The 15,651-nt window shown below is 61.3% G+C and carries 16 protein-coding genes; 10 read left to right on the plus strand and 6 right to left on the minus strand.

The features are described from left to right. Nucleotides 1-169 precede the first annotated feature (169 nt). Complete coding sequence (locus AC1Q6I_RS05450; protein ID WP_024073921.1) at nt 170-802, plus strand: TetR family transcriptional regulator; 633 nt, start codon at nt 170-172, stop codon at nt 800-802. A gap of 305 nt (nt 803-1,107) precedes the next feature. On the opposite strand, the gene AC1Q6I_RS05455 is transcribed toward AC1Q6I_RS05450, so the two are convergent. From AC1Q6I_RS05455 to AC1Q6I_RS05465, 3 genes are read right to left on the minus strand one after another with little or no spacing between them, the layout of a single operon-like run. Then, nucleotides 1,108-2,163: an alkene reductase gene (locus tag AC1Q6I_RS05455; protein WP_024073922.1), complete on the minus strand. Its 1,056-nt coding sequence runs from the start codon at nt 2,161-2,163 to the stop codon at nt 1,108-1,110. A gap of 28 nt (nt 2,164-2,191) precedes the next feature. Further along, nucleotides 2,192-3,358 carry an MFS transporter gene (locus tag AC1Q6I_RS05460; RefSeq protein ID WP_102625395.1) on the minus strand — a complete coding sequence of 389 codons (1,167 nt, stop codon included), beginning with the start codon at nt 3,356-3,358 and terminating at the stop codon, nt 2,192-2,194. A 13-nt stretch (nt 3,359-3,371) separates the two neighbouring features. After that, nucleotides 3,372-3,710 carry an ArsR/SmtB family transcription factor gene (locus tag AC1Q6I_RS05465; protein ID WP_024073924.1) on the minus strand — a complete coding sequence of 113 codons (339 nt, stop codon included), beginning with the start codon at nt 3,708-3,710 and terminating at the stop codon, nt 3,372-3,374. Nucleotides 3,711-3,864: 154 nt separating this feature from the next. On the opposite strand from AC1Q6I_RS05465, the gene AC1Q6I_RS05470 reads away from it, so the two are divergent. Beyond that, nucleotides 3,865-4,449, plus strand: a complete 585-nt coding sequence (locus AC1Q6I_RS05470) for an acyl carrier protein phosphodiesterase (protein WP_102625394.1) — start codon at nt 3,865-3,867, stop codon at nt 4,447-4,449. 109 nt (nt 4,450-4,558) lie between these two features. Here the strand turns inward: AC1Q6I_RS05470 and AC1Q6I_RS05475 are convergent, their stop codons facing one another. Together AC1Q6I_RS05475 and olsB are read right to left on the minus strand one after the other, a co-directional pair. After that, a complete protein-coding gene (locus tag AC1Q6I_RS05475; RefSeq protein ID WP_041160860.1) occupies nt 4,559-5,350 on the minus strand; it encodes a lysophospholipid acyltransferase family protein in 792 nt (263 codons plus the stop codon). Next, on the minus strand, nt 5,350-6,105 hold the full coding sequence (olsB, locus tag AC1Q6I_RS05480) for an L-ornithine N(alpha)-acyltransferase (RefSeq protein WP_024073928.1): 756 nt from the start codon (nt 6,103-6,105) through the stop codon (nt 5,350-5,352). The genes AC1Q6I_RS05475 and olsB overlap by 1 nt, the downstream gene beginning before the upstream one ends. Nucleotides 6,106-6,290: 185 nt before the next feature. Here olsB and AC1Q6I_RS05485 point away from each other — a divergent pair, with 185 nt between their 5' ends. The 4 genes from AC1Q6I_RS05485 to AC1Q6I_RS05500 all read left to right on the plus strand — a co-directional run bounded on the left by AC1Q6I_RS05485 (nt 6,291) and on the right by AC1Q6I_RS05500 (nt 9,533). Beyond that, nucleotides 6,291-7,373, plus strand: coding sequence for a serine hydrolase domain-containing protein (locus tag AC1Q6I_RS05485; RefSeq protein WP_102625393.1), 1,083 nt, complete (start codon nt 6,291-6,293; stop codon nt 7,371-7,373). Then, nucleotides 7,370-7,684, plus strand: coding sequence for an amidase (locus AC1Q6I_RS05490; protein ID WP_102625392.1), 315 nt, complete (start codon nt 7,370-7,372; stop codon nt 7,682-7,684). Before AC1Q6I_RS05485 ends, AC1Q6I_RS05490 begins: the two co-directional genes overlap by 4 nt. A gap of 99 nt (nt 7,685-7,783) precedes the next feature. Beyond that, nucleotides 7,784-8,374, plus strand: a complete 591-nt coding sequence (locus AC1Q6I_RS05495; RefSeq protein WP_102625391.1) for a YceI family protein — start codon at nt 7,784-7,786, stop codon at nt 8,372-8,374. Between the two features lies 1 nt (nt 8,375). Further along, complete coding sequence (locus AC1Q6I_RS05500) at nt 8,376-9,533, plus strand: phospholipase D-like domain-containing protein (RefSeq protein ID WP_102625390.1); 1,158 nt, start codon at nt 8,376-8,378, stop codon at nt 9,531-9,533. 128 nt (nt 9,534-9,661) lie between these two features. On the opposite strand, the gene bglX is transcribed toward AC1Q6I_RS05500, so the two are convergent. Beyond that, nucleotides 9,662-11,953 carry a beta-glucosidase BglX gene (bglX, locus tag AC1Q6I_RS05505; RefSeq protein WP_102625389.1) on the minus strand — a complete coding sequence of 764 codons (2,292 nt, stop codon included), beginning with the start codon at nt 11,951-11,953 and terminating at the stop codon, nt 9,662-9,664. Nucleotides 11,954-12,191: 238 nt separating this feature from the next. Here bglX and AC1Q6I_RS05510 point away from each other — a divergent pair, with 238 nt between their 5' ends. From AC1Q6I_RS05510 to AC1Q6I_RS05525, 4 genes are all read left to right on the plus strand, one after another. Continuing rightward, nucleotides 12,192-12,803, plus strand: coding sequence for a LemA family protein (locus AC1Q6I_RS05510; RefSeq protein ID WP_041160861.1), 612 nt, complete (start codon nt 12,192-12,194; stop codon nt 12,801-12,803). Between the two features lie 18 nt (nt 12,804-12,821). Then, nucleotides 12,822-13,553: a TPM domain-containing protein gene (locus AC1Q6I_RS05515; protein ID WP_102690597.1), complete on the plus strand. Its 732-nt coding sequence runs from the start codon at nt 12,822-12,824 to the stop codon at nt 13,551-13,553. Nucleotides 13,554-13,584: 31 nt separating this feature from the next. Continuing rightward, complete coding sequence (locus tag AC1Q6I_RS05520) at nt 13,585-14,202, plus strand: TPM domain-containing protein (protein WP_024073936.1); 618 nt, start codon at nt 13,585-13,587, stop codon at nt 14,200-14,202. A gap of 158 nt (nt 14,203-14,360) precedes the next feature. Then, nucleotides 14,361-15,578, plus strand: a complete 1,218-nt coding sequence (locus AC1Q6I_RS05525) for a class I SAM-dependent methyltransferase (protein WP_102625732.1) — start codon at nt 14,361-14,363, stop codon at nt 15,576-15,578. Nucleotides 15,579-15,651 lie beyond the last annotated feature (73 nt).

The following is a 15,651-nucleotide window of genomic DNA, read 5'->3' on the forward strand; positions in this document are numbered from 1 at the left end:
ACTCTTGACAGGTTTCGCGCAATGTTGACAAAGCAACGCCCAAAGCCTCGATTCTAGTACGTTCGGCGCCCATGACGGTGTCGTCCCACAATTTATTCAGATGATCGTTACCGCCTATTAAAGCCGCGTTACCGATAGTCTCAAGTATCCCGATTGAGGTTTTACTGCCATGGTTCGTCGCACCAAAGAGGAAGCTCAGGAAACGCGCAACCAGATTCTCCAAGCCGCCGAGCATGCCTTTTACGAGCGCGGTGTTGCGCGGACCACGCTGGCGGATATCGCGGCGTTGGCCGGGGTGACGCGGGGCGCCATCTATTGGCATTTCAGCAATAAGGCCGATTTGTTGCAGGCGATGCTGGAAACCCTGCACGAGCCCCTGGATGAATTGGCGCGCGCCAGTGAAAGCGAGGATGAGGTTGACCCGTTGGGGTGCATGCGCAAGTTGCTGATTCATCTGTTTCATCAAGTGGTTCTGGACCCGAAAACCCGACGCATCAATGAGATTTTGTTTCATAAGTGCGAATTCACCGATGAAATGTGTGACATGCGCCGCCAACGCCAGACCCACACCCTCGAATGCAACCTGCGCATCGGCCTGACACTGCGTAACGCGGTGAACCGCGGGCAACTTCCGGAAAACCTCGACACTGTCCGAGGGGCAGTGTGCCTGCATGCCTACATCGACGGGCTGCTCTGGCAATGGCTGCTGGTGCCTGACAGCTACGCGTTGCATCAGGAGGCAGAGCGTTGGGCCGACATAGGGTTGGATATGCTGCGCCTGAGCCCTAACCTGCGCAATTAAGACAAAATGTGTAATTGCGTCAGATTGTGTCAACAGTAAAGCCTAAGGACAGTCAATCGTCCTTCTGCCTGATTGATGGAGTGACTTTATATACGGGCTGGCGGGCGGTTGATAGGTAGCCGCCTAAGTATTTTGTAGCGATTTTGTTTCGGTTCTGTGAAGCAATGTAGCCAGAACCTGCACGCAGCCAACAATGAGGGAGGGGGCTTGCCCCGATGGCAGTGGTTCAGTCAACACATACTGTGACTGACGCACCGCCATCGGGGGCAAGCCCCCTCCCTCATTTGGTCTTAGGTTTCGGCCGATTACAGCGGCAGGGTCGGGTAGTCGATGTAACCAACTGGCCCTTTGCCGTAGAAGGTTTCCGGGTGCGCTTCGTTCAACGGCGCATCGGCCTTCAGGCGAGCCGGCAGGTCCGGGTTGGCAATGAACGGTATGCCGAAGGCCACCGCATCCGCCTTGCCCGAGGCCAGCCAGGCATTAGCGCTGTCCTTGGTGAAACGTTCGTTGGCGATATAGGGGCCGCCGAAGGCTTTTTTCAGTTGCGGGCCGAGGCTGTCGGCACCTTCCTTTTCACGCGAGCAGATAAAGGCGATGCCTCGCTTGCCCAGTTCGCTGGCGACGTAGGTAAAGGTTTCCGCCAAGTTGTCGTCACCCATGTCATGGGCGTCGGCGCGGGGTGCCAGGTGCACGCCCACACGGCCGGGGCCCCAGACTTCGATGGCGGCATCGGTCACTTCCAGCAACAGCCGTGCGCGGTTTTCCAGGGAGCCGCCGTATTGATCGGTGCGCTTGTTGGTGCTGCTTTGCAGGAACTGGTCGAGCAGGTAGCCGTTGGCGCCATGGATTTCCACGCCGTCGAAGCCGGCGGCCTTGGCGTTCTCGGCACCGGTGCGATAGGCGTCGACGATGTCGGCGATTTCAGCGGTTTCCAGCGCGCGTGGTGTCGGGTAGTCGGCCAGTGGGCGCACCAGGCTGACGTGGCCTTTAGGCTGGATGGCGCTCGGGGCCACCGGGGTCTCACCGTTCAGGTAGGACTCATGGGAGATGCGGCCAACGTGCCACAGTTGCAGGAAGATCTTGCCGCCCGCGCCATGCACCGCCTTGGTCACATTGGCCCAGCCGCGCACCTGGTCGTTGGACCAGATGCCCGGGGTGTCCGGGTAGCCCACGCCCAGCGGCGTCACGGAGGTGGCTTCGCTGAGGATCAGCCCGGCGGAAGCCCGTTGCACGTAGTACTCGGCCATCAGCGCGTTGGGTACGCGGCCGGCATCGGCACGGCAGCGGGTCAGCGGCGCCATGATGATGCGGTTCGACAGTTCCAGGTCGCCCAGTTTGATCGGATCGAAAATAGTCGTCATGGGATAACACCCTTCTGTTTGAAGTTGATCAGTTGGTCGCAGGGGCCAGGTCGGCATCGCCGCTCTGACGGAAAGTAATCAGGGTTACCAGCAGGGCCAGGATCGCCAGGGCCGCAGCCGCCAAGGGCACGCTGGTCAGGCCGAAACCGTGGGCAATCACGCTGCCGCCGACCCAGGCGCCGAGGGCGTTGCCGATGTTGAAGGCGCCGATGTTCAGGGTGGACACCAGGTTCGGTGCGGCCTTGCCGAAGGTCACCACGTTGATCTGCAGCGCAGGTACGGCGGCAAATGAAGCGGTGGCCCACAGGAACAGGGTGATCTCGGTCGGGATCACGGCGACGCTGGTCCAGGTCAGTGCGGTGGAGACCACCGCCATGCTGATGAATACGCCAATCAGGGTGGCCGCCAGGCGTTTGTCCGCCAGCTTGCCGCCGATGATGTTGCCCACGGTGAGGCCCAGGCCGATCAGCAGCAGGGTCCAGGTCACGCCCTTGGGCGATACGCCGGTGACATCACCAAGCAGTGGTGCCACGTAAGTGAAAAGGGTGAACATCGACGCGGCGAACAGTGCCGTCATGCTCAGCGACAGCCAGATGCCAGCCCCTTTGAGGACGGCCAGTTCGGCACGCATGTCGAGTTTTTCTTCGTCCCGCTTGGCCGGCAGGAAGCGGATCAGGCCGATCAAGGCGATCACGCCAATGACGGTCACCGCCCAGAAGGTCGAGCGCCAGCCGGCTTGCTGGCCCAGGGCGGTACCTAATGGCACACCGAGTACGTTGGCCAGGGTCAGGCCGGTGAACATCAAGGCGACGGCCGAAGCGCGTTTGTTGGCCGGCACCAGGTTGGCCGCCACCACCGAACCGATACCAAAGAACGCACCGTGGCACAGCGCGGTGACCACACGGGCAAACATCAGCACGTTGTAGTCACTGGCCAGGGCGCAAAGCAGGTTGCCGATAATGAAGATGCCCATCAACGCTACCAGGGCAGCCTTGCGTGGCAGCTTGGCGGTCGCCAGTGCCATGAACGGTGCGCCGATCGCCACGCCCAGGGCGTAGCCGGTGACCAGCCAGCCGGCACCGGGAATCGACACACCCAGGTCCGCCGCCACATCGGGCAACAGGCCCATGATGACGAACTCGGTGGTGCCGATGGCGAAGGCGCTCAGGGCCAGGATGAGGAGCGAGAGGGGCATTTGGGTTTCCTTGTTAAAGCGGTGCGCGCATTTCAGAACTGACTTCAGGGCTGAGTTCAGTAACGAGTGCCGCGAGAAAAGCCTGGATGGTTTCCTCGTTGCGTTTGAAAAAGTGCCACTGCCCGGCCTTCTGGCTGCTGATCAATCCCGCCCGTTGCAAGGTGGCCAGGTGGGCCGACACGGTGGACTGGGACAAACCGCAACGCTGGTCGATCTGGCCGGCGCAGATACCGTATTCGTGGTTGTGCAGTTGCTCGGGGAACTGCACTTTCGGGTCTTTGAGCCAGGTGAGAATGTCTCGTCGTACTGGGTGTGCCAGGGCTTTTATTATTTCGTCGAGGTCAATGGACATGGCAGTTGCTCGGTTTCGTAAAGCGTTATATCGCGATTAGGCGAACTTTAAATCGATACATCCCGATATACCAATATGATTTCGGTCTTAGCCAAGACTGAATCGGTATATCGGGTTATAACGATACGTGGGTCGCAGTGATAGACTGCGCACCATGAATTATCTCGCACATCTGCACCTGGGCGGCCAACTTCCTGCTCAACTGCTGGGCAGTCTGTATGGCGACTTTGTCAAAGGCCGCCTGCAAGGCCAGTTCAGCCCGCCCATCGAAGCGGCGATCCAGTTGCATCGCTCGATCGACCGCTTTACCGACAGCCACCCGTTGGTCGGCGAGGCGTTGTCGCGCTTCAGCCTGACCCGCCGACGCTACGCCGGGATCGTCCTCGATGTGTTTTTCGATCACTGCCTGGCGCGGGATTGGGCGCTGTATGCCGAGCAGCCCCTGGAACGCTTCACCTCGCAGGTGTACCGCGTGCTCGCGGCCGAACCGCAATTGCCGGGACGGTTGGCGCAGATTGCACCCTTTATGGCGGCGGATGATTGGCTCGGTTCGTACCGGGAGTTCGCGATGATGGAGCCGGTGTTGCGCGGGATTTCGCGGCGGCTCACGCAGCCTGATGAGCTGGGGCATGCGATGCAGGAATTGCGGATTCTGTATGAGCCGCTGAGCAAAGACTTCAGTGAGTTCTACCCGGAGCTACAGGCGTTCGCACAACGCCAACTGAATACCGGGATCTAAATGTGGGAGGGGGCTTGCCCCCGATAGCGGTGGTTCAGCCAATGAATCTGTTGACTGACACACTGCCATCGGGGGCAAGCCCCCTCCCACATTGTTGCCCGTGCCCGCTTCAGGCCGCGAAGGCCGGCCGAACCGCAATCTGTTCTGTTTCCGGCAGGGCCCCAAACAACGCCTTCTGCACCGCCTGCTGCGCCTGGAACGCCAGCGCCGCGCGTTCCTGCCCGGCGCAGGCAATCGGCTTGAGCACATGGATTTCCACGTCGCCCTGGTCATTGCCGAACAGGCGCATTAGGTGCGAGAGCAAATCATCATCGCCAATAAACGGTGCCAGCGGGTCCACTTGCCCGTCGCGCAGATAACGGATCGCCACCGGTTGCAGCGATACATCGGCATCGATCGCACTGGCCAGCAAGCGCCCGTGAAAGGTACGCAGGCTGCGCCCGTCGGTGGTGGTGCCTTCGGGGAACATAAGCAGCGGGTGCTGTTGCTCCAGGTGGCGGGTCATTTGCTTGCGGATCAACTGGCTGTCGCCCGAACCGCGACGGATAAATAAGCTACCGGCCTTCGCCGCCAACCAGCCGGCCACCGGCCAGGTGCGCACTTCGGCCTTGGACAAAAACGACATCGGCGTGACCATGCCCAGCAGCGGGATATCGGTCCACGACACGTGATTGCTCACCCACAGCATCGGTGTCTGCGGCAACTCGCCGTGCACCGTCACCCGAAAGGGCAGGGCATTGGTCAATCGCGCCATAAAGAACCGCGACCAACGTTGGCGTCGCACCATCGAGTTAGCCACGCCCAGGCGCTCGAACACACCAAACACACTGGCCATGCTCAAGCCCAGCGCCACCACCAGCAGCACGCGGGCGATGCGCCCGTACACGCGCAGACGGCGCATCACATGGCCGCCTTGAAGTGGCGTGCGTAACGCGGGCACAGTTCATCGCGCTTGAGCAGGATAAACACGTCGGCCACTTGGAAATCCTCATCCCAGCACGGCTCGCCGCAGATCTTCGCACCCAGGCGCATATAGGCCTTGAGCAGCGGCGGCATTTCCGCGATCACGTTGGACGGCAGATCCAGCGCCGGCAGAGGTTTTTTCGGCTCGGCGCGCAGATGTTCGTTGCACAGGTAGCGTTCGCGCAGGCGTTGCATGATGGCGTGGGCCTGGATGCCGCCGTCGTGCATCGGGATGCTCGCACACCCCATCAGGTAGCTGTAGCCGCCCTGGTTAAGCACCTCGGCCAACTCGCCCCATAACACGGCGATGGTGCCGCCGTTGCGGTAGGCGGGGTCGACACAGGTGCGACCGATTTCCAGGATCGGGCCCTGTAAATGCAGGAGGCCATGCAGGCTGAATTCTTCTTCGCTGTAGAACCGACCCAGGCTGCTGGCGGCCTGGTGGTCGAGTAAACGGGTGGTGGCGACCAGTCGACCGCTGTTCAAATCCCGCACGCCGATGTGGCTGCAGTGAACATCATAGTCATCCATGTCCAGCCCCAATTCCGCGCCTTTCAGCTTGGCGTTGAATTCGCCGCTGAACACGTTGAACCGCAGGGCCTGGGCTTCCTGCAAAGCCTTTGCGCCAACCAGGCGTTCGGCTTGCAGACGGCGTTCATTGCCGGTGTCGCTGATGCGGGCGATCTGAGTCATGGCGAATCTCCGAGTGCCAGCCACCTTTCGGCCGGTCGACTTGTTTGTCCAAACTCAGGCTATGTAGGCTCGGTGTCATCTCCATGAAGTTCCGGTGACGCTTAGATGACAGCCCTCCGTGTCGCCAATCTGTCATCGGCCTCGGCTAGGCTCGCGGGCTTGAACGCCCCCTTGAGTTTGTGTCCATGGTCCGAGGCCTGTTGTGCGTTGCCCTGCTGTCAGTCACCGTTACTGCCCATGCTGAAACCTGGCCTGACAAGGAGTGGGCCAAGGCCCCGCCGCTCTCCGGTCCTGCTGTCGATGCCTTGAATGCCTATGCATTCCCCGCGCGTGACGACACCCATCGCCAAGGTATTCGAACCGACGCGCTGCTGGTGATTCGCGATGGCGCAGTCGTCTATGAGCGCTACGCCGAACCCACCACCGCGAGCACGCCGCACTTGACCTGGTCGGTCAGCAAAAGCCTGATGGCGACGGTGCTCGGCGTGGCCTATGGCGAAAAACGCTTCAAGTTGACTGACCCGGTGGCGCGCTTCTATCCGCCAATGAAACAGCACCCGACGGTCAGCATGGCCGACCTGCTGCACTGGGCCTCGGGCCTGGATTGGCAGGAAGACTACGAGTTCGCCCCGCTGAAATCCTCGGTCGTCGCGATGCTCTATACCCGTGGCCGCGCCGACATGGCGGAATTCACCGCCGGCATGGACGCCGCCAGTGCACCGGGCCGGGTCTTCCGTTACTCCAGCGGCGACAGCAACCTATTGTCCGCGGCCCTCAAAGGGATGCTCGGCCACAAGGCCTACATGAGTTACCCCTGGGATGCGTTGTTCAAGCCGTTGGGTATTCACAACGCCACCTGGGAAACCGATGCCGACGAAACCTTTGTCGCCTCGTCCTACGCCTACCTCACTGCGCGCGACCTGGCGCGCGTCGGCCTGCTGATGGCGCGCGACGGACGCTGGGGCGATCAACAATTGCTGCCTGAAGACTGGGTTGCTTTCAACCGTAAACCTTTCGACCAATACAAGGCCGGCCAGGACGAAGCCGTCCCCGGCGGCCATTGGTGGCTCAATCGCGAAGTGCAGGGCGCTGCCCGACCCTGGCCCGATGCCCCCGCCGATACCTTCGCCGCCCTCGGGCACTGGGGGCAGGCGCTGTATGTGATGCCGGATGAGCACCTGGTGATCGTGCGCTATGGCGATGATCGCGACGGCAGCTACCGCCATAACGAACTGCTCAAGCGCGTGCTTGCGGCGGTGCAACCATGATTCGTCGTCGGCCGTTCACCAGCCTTTTTCTCGTGCTGTTGCTTGCCCTGGTGGGCTGGGTCTGGCACGAGCGCGTCAACCTGCAAGCCTTCCCCGACATCATCGCGGCGTATACGGCCAAGGAGTACTGCTCGTGCCGGTATGTGGCGGACAATCCAGCCGAGTATTGCCGGGGGTATGTGAAGCAGTACGTGCCGATCAGTGCGTTCACCGATGACCCGAAGCGCAGTGAAGTCACCGCCAGTGGATTGGGGCGTACCCATACCGCCAGATGGTTGGGCGAACACCAGGGGTGCCGCCTCATCCCCTGAAACGTCATACCCGATGTGGGGGCGGCTGTGTCAGTTACATTGCGCCCGGCAGGCGGCACAGTTAAGGTTCGTTCAGGTTTTTCGCCCCACGAGTCCTTAATGTTCAACGCGTCTGTCATCAAACCCCTGGCCTTCGCCGTGCTGGCCGCTGCCGCAGTGCCTGCCCATGCCGACTGGTACCTGGATAACGAATCCTCACGCCTGTCGTTCGTCACCACCAAAAACACCGAGATCGCCGAGGTGCAGCGCTTCCTGGTGCTGCACGGCAAGGTCGACAGCAAGGGCGCTGCGCAATTGGAGGTGGAGCTGGAGTCGGTCAACAGTGGCATCCCGCTGCGTGATGAGCGCATGCGCAATCAACTGTTCGAGATCAAGACCTTCCCTGAAGCGCTGATCAGTGCGCAGATCAACCTGCAACCCATCAATGACCTGGCCCCTGGCGCGCAATTGGAATTGCGCCTGCCCATGAGCGTCACGTTGCATGGCAAGACCCAGACCTACAACGCCGAGCTGCTGGCCACGCGCCTGGATGACCGGCGTTTCCAGGTGGTCACCCTGGAACCGTTGGTGTTGCACGCCGAGGATTTCGACCTGGCACCCGGTGTGGCGGCATTGCGCAAGGCGGCTGGGCTCAAGTCGATCAGTTTGTCGGTGCCGGTGGGTGCGGTGCTGATCTTTACGGCGCGCTGACGTGAGCGGCGCAGTGTTCCCGTGGCGCAGCGCCAACCGGTTCGAGTTGTTGATCGACGGCCCGCAGTTTTTTCCGCAGATGCTGGTGGGCATTGCCCGGGCAGAGCGTCAGGTGGAGCTGGAGCTGTACCTGGTGGAAGCCGGGGCCTGCGCCGAAGCCATGGTGCAGGCGCTGGTGTTGGCGGCTGGGCGTGGCGTGCGGGTTCGTTGCTTGTTTGACGATTACGGCAGCCTGGCGTTTACCCTCGGGTTGCGCAAACGCTTGACGGATGCCGGGGTGGAACTGCGCTTTTACAATCGCCTGAGCTGGCGGCGCTGGATGCGCAACCTGTATCGCGACCACCGCAAGCTGTTGCTGGTCGACCAGCAAATCGCCGTGGTCGGCGGCACGGGCGTGACCGATGAATTCTGGACCCCAGGGCAAGACACCGCTGACTGGCATGAAGTGATGGTGCAGATCAGCGGGCCGCTGGTGCTGGATTGGCAGGCGTTGTTCGACCGGCAATGGCACGCGAACAGCGCGCGCCGGGAGTGGAAGCCCGCCACTCATTTCGGTTTGCCGCGCCTGCCCAAGGTGCCCGCGACGGGGCCAGGCCTGGGGCGCGTGGCGTATGCCGATGCGCGCCAGCACCGCGACATCCTGCAATCGTTGATTCGCGCCTTGAACAGCGGCAAGCACCGCATCTGGTTGGCCACCCCGTACTTCCTGCCCACCTGGGGGGTACGCCGTGCCTTGCGCCGAGCGGCGGGACGCGGGGTCGATGTGCGTCTGCTGCTCACCGGGCCACGCACCGATCACCCCTCCGTACGCTATGCCGGGCACCGTTATTACCCGCGCCTGCTGCGCTCGGGTGTGCAGATATTCGAGTACCAGCCGTGCTTCCTGCACCTGAAGATGGTGTTGGTGGATGACTGGGTCAGCATCGGCTCATGCAATTTCGACCACTGGAACCTGCGCTTCAACCTGGAAGCCAACCTGGAAGCGTTGGACCCTGAGTTGACGCGGGACGTGGTGGACAGCTTCGAGCGGGATTTTACCCAGAGCCAGGCGGTGAGCCTGGAAGCGTGGAAATCGCGGCCGTTGTGGCGGCGGGTGAAGCAGCGGGTGTGGGGCTGGATTGATCGCTTGGTGGTGAACGTGCTGGATCGGCGCGGCTAGCAAGAACACTGAGATCAAATGGGGGAGGGGGCTTGCCCCCGATAGCGGTGATTCAGCGACAGATCTGCTGGCTGATACACCGAAATCGGGGGCAAGCCCCCTCCCACATTTTTTGACCGTGTCAGGTGTCAGAGCAGTTCGAAGGTCTGCTGCTGCACATCCTGGGAATCCAGCCCTATCTGGACATTGAATTCGCCCGGCTCCGCTGCGAACTTGAGCTGGGTGTTGTAGAACTTCAGGTCTTCCTCGGTGATGGTGAAGTGCAGCGTGCGCTCTTCACCGGCCTTGAGCATGATTTTCTGGAAGTTCTTCAGCTCCTTGATCGGGCGGATCATTGAGCCGGCCACGTCCTGGATATACAACTGCACCACGGTTTCGCCGTCCACCTTGCCGGTGTTGGTCACGGTGACACTGGCGTCGAGCTTGCCGGTCTTGTTCAGGGTGGTGGAAGACAGCGCCATGTCCGAGAGGCTGAACGTGGTGTAGCTCAGGCCATAACCGAACGGGAACAGGGGCCCAGTGGTGTCATCGAAGTACTGCGAGGTGTAGTTGCCCGGCTTGCCTGGGGTGAAGGGCCGGCCAATGGTCAGGTGGTTGTAGTAGGTTGGAATCTGCCCCACCGAACGTGGGAAGGTGATCGGCAGCTTGCCCGACGGGTTGTAGTCACCGAACAGCACGTCGGCGATGGCATTGCCGCCCTCGGTGCCGGCGAACCAGGTTTCCAGGATCGCGTCGGCTTGCTGGTTCTCTTCGAGAATCGACAGCGGGCGGCCGTTCATCAGTACCAGCACCAATGGCTTGCCGGTGGCCTTGAGCGCCTTGATCAGGTCGCGCTGGCTTTGCGGGATATTCAGGTCGGTGCGGCTCGACGATTCGTGGGACATGCCACGGGATTCACCCACGGCGGCGACCACCACATCGGCATCCTTGGCGGCCTTGACCGCTTCATCGATCATCACCTGGGCAGGGCGCGTGTCATCCACCACTTCCGGGGCATCGAAATTGAGGAAGTTGAGGTAGTCGACCACGGCCTTGTCATTGGTGATGTTGGCGCCACGGGCATAGATGATCTTGCCTTTTTCGCCGATCACCGCGTTGAGGCCGTCGAGCAGGGTCACCGATTGTGCCGGCTTACCGGCGGCGGCCCAGCTGCCCATCATGTCGATGGGCGCCTTGGCCAATGGACCCACCAGGGCAATGGTCGCGGATTTCTTCAGCGGCAGGGTACCGTTCTGGTTCTTCAGCAAGACCATGCTGCGGCGCGCCACGTCACGCGCTTCGGCGCGGTGCAGGCGGCTTTCGGTATAGGTGTCGGCCGGGTCGTCCTCGGCCTTGCCGATACGCAGGTACGGGTCTTTGAACAGGCCCATGTCGTACTTGGCGCCAAGCACCTCGCGCACGGCGTTGTCGATGTCGCTTTGCTCGATCTCACCGGACTTGAGCAGCCCTGGCAATTCCTTGCCGTACAGCGAGTCGTTCATGCTCATGTCGATGCCGGCCTTGATCGCCAGCTTGGCGGCTTCACGCCCGTCCTTGGCCACGCCGTGCTTGATCAGCTCGAAGATCGCACCGTGGTCGCTGACGGCCAGGCCCTTGAAGCCCCAGTCCTTGCGCAACAGGTCGTTCATCAGCCAGGTGTTGGCGGTGGCGGGTACGCCGTTGATCGAGTTGAGCGCCACCATCACGCCGCCGGAACCGGCCTTGATCGCCGCGTGGTACGGGGGCAGGTAGTCCTGGTACATCTTGACCGGGCTCATGTCGACCACGTTGTAGTCGCGCCCGCCTTCCACGGCGCCATACAGGGCGAAGTGCTTGACGCTGGCCATGATGCTGTCGGCATTCGCGGGGCTGGTGCCCTGGAACGCCTTGACCATCACTTCGGCGATGCGCGAGACCAGGTAGGTGTCTTCGCCGAAGCCTTCGGAGGTACGGCCCCAGCGCGGGTCGCGGGAGATGTCGACCATCGGCGCGAAGGTGATGTCGAGGCTGTCGGCGGCGGCTTCCTGGGCGGCAATGCGCCCGGACCGGCCGATGGCGTCCATGTCCCAGCTGGAGGCCAGGGCCAGGCTGATCGGGAAGATCGTGCGGTGGCCGTGGATCACGTCATAGGCGAAAAACATCGGGATCTTCAACCGGCTGCGCATGGCCGCGTCCTGCATCGGACGGTTTTCCGGGCGCGTGATGGAGTTGAACGTGCCACCGATGCGGCCGGCGGCAATTTCCTTGCGGATCAGCTCACGGGGCATTTCGGGGCCGATGCTGATCAGGCGCAATTGGCCGATTTTTTCATCGAGGGTCATCTGCTTGAGCAGGTCGCTGACGAAGGCGTCCTTGTCTTTAAGCGCAGCAGGCTTTGTTTCTGCCCAGACGGGGTGGGTGGCCAGAGTGGCAACAAGGCCGAGCAAACACAGCTTCTTCATGAATATCCTTTTTCGGCTCACTGCACAGCGCTAGCGCTGATCGGCCAAAATGTGGGGAGCGTCTATTGTTGTTCGGGTGTTGTTCAGATAAATGCAGCACACTCTGAACTCTTTTTCGCGCTGGGCATCTTTGTAGCTGATTGGCTCGATGCATTCCAGTGGTGGCGGATTATGCCCCAAGCGCGCGGTTTATAGGGTTAGTCGTCAAATTCCATCAAGATTGGCCAGGAGAAACACCATGCAAGCAGCACAAGGTTACCGCTGGGGCTTGAAAGCCGCGGCGTTGTTATTGATCAGCAGCGTGCTGAGCGGTTGCGGTATCAATACCATTCCGACCCTGGATGAGCAGGCCAAGGCGGCCTGGGGCCAGGTGCAGAACCAGTATCAACGGCGTGCCGACTTGATCCCCAACCTGGTGGAAGTGGTCAAGGGCTATGCCACCCATGAGCAGGACACCCTCACTGCGGTGATTGAGGCGCGGGCCAAGGCCACCTCGATCCAGGTGGATGCCAGTACCCTGGATAACCCGGAAAAACTCAAGCAATTCCAGCAAGCCCAGGACGGTTTGAGCAGTGCACTCAGCCGCTTGATGGTGGTGTCCGAGCGCTACCCAGACCTGAAGGCCAACCAGAACTTCCTGGCCCTGCAATCCCAGTTGGAAGGCACGGAAAACCGTATCGCCGTGGCGCGTCGCGACTTTATCCAGGCGGTGCAGGCCTACAACACCGAGATCCGCACCTTCCCTGGCCGCCTGTGGCACAGCGTGATGTACAGCGACCTGCCGATCCGCGCCACGTTTGAAGCCACCAGTGCCGATGCCGATAAAGCGCCGCAAGTGAAGTTCAAATAAGGCTGCATTGAGGTGTCGATGCGTTTATTACGGATAGGCCTGGCGCTGTGGTTGCTGGCATGCGTCACTTCGGCCCAGGCGGCGTTGACCTTCCCGGCACTGACCGGGCGGGTGGTGGATAACGCCCAAATGCTCGACCCGGCGACGCGCCAGCAATTGACCGAGCAGTTGCAGGCGCTGGAGCAAACCACCGGCGACCAGATCGTGGTGGTCACGGTGCCCGACCTGCAAGGCGTGCCCATTGAGGACTACGGTTACCAATTGGGCCGCCAGTGGGGTATTGGCCAGAAGGGCAAGGACAACGGCGCGTTATTGATCGTTGCCCGCGATGAGCGCAAGTTACGCATCGAAGTCGGTTACGGTCTGGAAGGTACGCTGACCGATGCGCAGTCCTGGGTGATCATCAACCAGGTGATTGCACCCAAGTTCAAGGCCGGCAATTTCAGCCAGGGTATCAGCGACGGCGTAGCCGCCATGATCCAGGTGGTGGGCGGTCAGCCACTGGCAGTGCCGGCCCATGTGGCGGATGCCAACTTTGCCAAGGATAATCCCGGGTTTTCCATCGGCTTGTTTGTCCTGCTGATCGGCGTGTTGTGGTTGTGCAATCGCCTGGGCCTGCCGGTGGGGGCGATCCTGCTCGCGATCCTCAGCAGCAGTGGACGCGGCGGTGGGGGCGGTGGCGGCGGCGGCGGCGGTTTCCGAGGCGGCGGTGGTGGCTTCGGCGGCGGCGGCGCGTCGGGCGGCTGGTAATGACAATAACTAGAAAAGAGCATCTACAACCATGGCATTACTGACTGAACACGAGCAGCGCCAGGTCGCCGAAGCGATCGCCCGGGTCGAAAAAACCACCGACGCCGAACTGGTGACCGTGCTGGCTGCCCGTGCCGACGATTACGCCTATATCCCATTGCTGTGGGCCAGCCTGATCGCGTTGGTGGTGCCGGGCGTGGTGCATTACCTGTCGGGCTACCTGACCATGTACACCTTGCTGCTGGCGCAATGGGCGACGTTCATCGTGCTGTGCCTGGTGTTTCGCCTGCCCAAGGTCACCACGCGCCTGATCCCGCGTTCGGTGCGCCATTGGCGCGCGTCGAACCTGGCGCGCCGGCAGTTCCTGGAGCAGAACCTGCACCACACGCTGGGCAGCACCGGGGTGCTGATTTTTGTCAGCGAGGCCGAGCGTTATGTGGAAATCCTGGTGGACGATGGCATCTCCAGCCGCCTGGATGACAGCCATTGGGAGGGGATCGTCAAGGCGTTTACCCAGCAGGTCAAACAGGGGCAGACGCTGGCTGGGTTTATTGCTTGTATCGAGGCGTGTGGCGAGTTGCTCAAGGTGCATGTGCCGGTGACTCAGACACGTAATGAACTGCCCAACCGCCTGGTCGTGCTCGAATAGAACATCCAACACTGGAGATCAAATGTGGGGGAGGGCTTGCCCCTCCCACATTGGGTCCCAAGTGGTCAGGCGCAGTACCGTTGATCAAATAACCCCGTGCCCTAAACCCCCATCCCCCCTAAAATGCCCGGCATTCCCTGCCCGAGGCGTTTTTGTTCATGTCCGTTACCGCTCAACCTGCCCGCCCTGCGCCGGATCATCATGCCCAGTTCATCGAACTGCTGAGCGCAAGCCTTCAGCACGACGCTTTTATCAAGCTGGTGCTGGCCAAGTACGTGGGTGAGGACGCCGAGCTGCAACGGCTGATCATCAAGCCGGTGACGGTCAAGGAACAGCCGTGCCTGTCCTTCGTATACCGCTACAAGACCCGCGACATTACCAAGAACCTCCCGGTGGCCGACGGCGTGGCGGCGATTGCCGAGCTGTTGCCGGCTTCGTTCAAGAACGCTCACTTGCTGGCACTGACCGACGAAGCCCAGCTCGAATACAGCAAAAAGAACAAAAGCTCGCTGTTCAAAAGCAAACCCCAGCAATTGCGCGAAGCGCCGTCGGCCGAGCATAACCGCGAGAAGCATCGTTTCCTCGAGTTGAGCCGACCGTTCCTCTTCGACCTGGGCGTGACCGACGCCAAGCACGCGCTGATCCCGTCGATGTCGCGCAAGTGGAAGCAGATCAACAAGTTCATCGAAGTGTTCAGCCATGCGCTGACCTCGTCACCGCTGCGGCTGGACGGGCCGGTGCGCGTCGCTGATTTCGGTTCGGGCAAGGGCTACCTGACGTTCGCCATCCATGACTACTTGCGCAACACGCTCAATGTCGAGGCTGAGGTCACTGGCGTTGAATTGCGCGAAGACATGGTGACCTTGTGCAACACCGCCGCTGCGCGCCTGGACCACCCAGGGCTGGTGTTCAAGTGCGGTGACGTGCGCAGCGTGGCACCGAGCGAGCTGGACGTCATGATCGCCCTGCACGCCTGCGACATCGCCACGGATTACGCCATCCACACCGGTATTCGTTCCGGTGCGTCGATCATCATGTGCTCGCCGTGCTGCCACAAACAGATTCGCCTGCAGATCCAGAGCCCGGTGCTGTTAAAGCCTATGCTGCAATACGGGTTGCACCTGGGCCAGCAGGCGGAAATGGTCACCGACAGCCTGCGCGCCTTGTTCCTTGAAGCCTGTGGTTATGAGACCAAGGTGTTCGAGTTCATCTCCCTGGAACACACCAACAAGAACAAGATGATCCTGGCGGTCAAGCGCGCCGAACCGCTGGACAATGCGCAGTTACTGGAAAAAATCCAAGAGCTAAAGGCGTTCTACCACATCACTGAGCATTGCCTGGAAACCCTGCTGCGTGCGGATGGCTACCTGATCTGACCGCCGCCCCCTGTAGGAGCGAGCTTGCTCGCGAAAAGCCTGAGAGCACCGCAGGCTTTCAGGTTTCCCGCGT

The organism is Pseudomonas sp. MPR-R2A5 (assembly GCF_058793055.1).